2 protein-coding genes and 1 pseudogene are annotated in these 2,316 nt (G+C 73.1%); 2 read left to right on the top strand and 1 reads right to left on the bottom strand.

Features of this window, described 5'->3' with window-relative positions; genetic code table 11:
• Window positions 1–524: 524 nt before the first annotated feature.
• Window positions 525–761, top strand: a complete 237-nt coding sequence (locus C1A33_RS23920) for a helix-turn-helix domain-containing protein (RefSeq protein ID WP_101833587.1) — start codon at window positions 525–527, stop codon at window positions 759–761.
• A gap of 61 nt (window positions 762–822) precedes the next feature.
• Here the strand turns inward: C1A33_RS23920 and C1A33_RS23915 are convergent, their stop codons facing one another.
• Window positions 823–1,392 carry a hypothetical protein gene (locus C1A33_RS23915; RefSeq protein WP_101833586.1) on the bottom strand — a complete coding sequence of 190 codons (570 nt, stop codon included), beginning with the start codon at window positions 1,390–1,392 and terminating at the stop codon, window positions 823–825.
• Between the two features lie 160 nt (window positions 1,393–1,552).
• On the opposite strand from C1A33_RS23915, the pseudogene C1A33_RS23910 reads away from it, so the two are divergent.
• Window positions 1,553–2,316: pseudogene (locus C1A33_RS23910) on the top strand (LysM peptidoglycan-binding domain-containing protein); the annotation flags it as partial.

Raw genomic sequence — 2,316 nt, 5'->3', positions numbered from 1 at the left:
CGGGGACCCCGGGGGCGGGGACGCCTCGGGACGGACCGGCGCCGCGGCGAGCTCGGTCACCGGGTGACCTCCCTTGATCTTCCTGGCGGGCCGTCGGGTGCGGGTACACACCTTCCGGTCGCAGAGCGTACGTGGTCGAAGGCTCCGAACCCAGTCATACCGGCAAGCGCATCGCCGCGAAAACGGCACAATCGACGGCCGGCCGCGACCGACCATCGCACACCGCAACAATCCGGGTCATCTGAGCACACCAGTTGGACGCTTACCTCGCCCCCGGCGATGTGCGCCCGCGGCAACCTCGACCCGTCTGTCCTGCTACCGGGACCACGCCGCCGAACCGGCCGACGCGAGCAGGCCCGGTCGGCGATGGATCCGGGAAAGAACCGAACCGGTCAGGGGCGAGCAAGGGCTTTCGATCGCGTCCGCGCGCAGTTATCCACAACCTGAGGCATCTGGAGGCGATGAACCGTGGAATCTCTGATACACACGAGAGGAGAGACACCCGCCCTCAGTAGGAGGACCCGATGAACGACCGCTTCCTTCAGCTGAGCGACGTGGCGGACATCCTGAACATCTCCTCCAGCCAGACCTACGCGCTGGTGCGCTCCGGCGAGCTGCCCGCCATCAAGATCGGTGGCCGAGGGCAGTGGCGCGTCGAGCGCACCGAGCTGGAGGCGTACATCCAGCGTGCCTACGAGCAGACCAGGGCGTTCGTCGCCGCCAATCCGATGAGCCGGGGCGAGGCCGTCCCGGAGGACTGAGCCCACCGCCATCCCGCGCCAGACCGTGCCGAGCCATCCCGTCCGGAGCGGAGCCGGCCGCTCAGGGGATCCGGCGGACGTACGCGATCGCGTCGAGCGGGAGCGTCCATCCGGAGCGGATCCGCCCGCGCCGGGCGAACTCGCCGACGGCGTGCTCGGCCACCTCCAGGAAGTCCGCGCCCACCCGCACCGGGGTTCCATGCAGGCCGTCGCCGTCCACCAGCCGCAGCGTGCAGGCCGATCGGTCCCGCACCAGGCCCCGCAGCACGTAGCGCAGGTCGAGCTTGGCGGCCAGCGGCCCCTCGTGCCCAGGCTGGGCGGACACCACCGGCAGGTTCTCGACCGCGAGCAGCGAGCGCATCGGCACCAGCGCCTCCGTCGCACCGGCCTCGGCCAGCAGGAACCAGTCCACACCGAGTGCGGCGAGGGTGCCGTGCAGCGTCTCCGGTGCCCGATGGCCGCCGAGGACCCGGCAGCGGGTCCGGTGCCCGACGACCGGGCGCATCCGATCAATCATCCGCAGGTAGGAGGCCTCCCTGCGGCTGCGGTCGGCGAGTTCGGCCGCGAGCTCGGCCGCCTCCTCCGCCTCCCACTGCAGCTCCAGGTCGGCGAACAGGTCCTCCCACCGCATCAGGTCTCCTCCCGGCTGGGTACGTTCCGCGGCGCGCCGATCGACCCGTTCACTCACGGACGACGCAAGCGGGATTGACAGTGGGGCTCAAGAGGTTTACACAACCAAACATAGGCAAACGAAGCCGTTCGATGCCATCCGGCAGACAGGGGATGTGGCGATGAGCGCGGGACCGGTCCGGCGGACGCTGGCGCGGCTCGCCGGCGCGGCCGGCGCGGTGGGCATGGCGATCATATTGATCGTCTTCGGCCCGCCTCTTGCGGACCTTCCCGCCGGCGCCGGCGACGTACCGCACTGGTTCGCCGAGGCACCCGAGCGCGGCCTGGTGACGATCGTCGCAGCGATCGCGTGGCTGTGCCTGCTCTGGCTGTGCCTCGGCGTCCTGCTCGGCGTCGCCGCCGCCATCCCCGGCGGCGTCGGCCGGATCAGCGCCGTGCTGGCCCGGCTCGTCCTGCCCCGCGCCATGCGCCGGCTGGTCGAACTCGGCCTCGGCGTCACCCTCGCCGCCGGCGTCGCGCCGGTGATGGCGGCGGTGCCCGCCCTGGCCGCGAGTCCCGCCTCGCCCGCCGCCGTCAGCGCGTCGGCGGTGCTCCCGGATCTGTCCAGGGCGGCGGACCCGGGCGTGACCGTGCGGGCCGCGACGCCCACCGTCGCCGCGGCCCCCGGCCAGGCCACCGCGGTCGCCGCCGAGGCCAGCCCGCGGGTCACCGTCCCCGGGCTGGGCGCGTCGGTGCCGGTGGTGGATCTTGCGCCGACCACCCCGGCGGCGGACTCCCCGGCCTCATCCGCCAGGTCGGCCTCCGCCGGCGGTCCCTCGACGTTGCCCGCGTCCCTGGCACGCCCCGGAGCCACGACGCCGCCCAGATCCCCGGAGGCCGCCCAGGGCGTGGCTCCGGAGCACACCGCCCCTGACCCCGGCACCCC

This window comes from Frankia canadensis (genome assembly GCF_900197875.1).
Lineage (GTDB): Bacteria > Actinomycetota > Actinomycetes > Frankiales > Frankiaceae > Frankia > Frankia canadensis.
This window is presented reverse-complemented; position numbering and strand designations above follow the sequence as displayed.

Excerpts from the sequence above, each read along its gene's own strand:
- C1A33_RS23920 (WP_101833587.1), top strand. The coding sequence starts at position 525 with ATGAACGACCGCTTCCTTCAGCTGAGCGACGTGGCGGACATCCTGAAC.
- C1A33_RS23915 (WP_101833586.1), bottom strand. The coding sequence starts at position 1,392 with ATGCGGTGGGAGGACCTGTTCGCCGACCTGGAGCTGCAGTGGGAGGCG.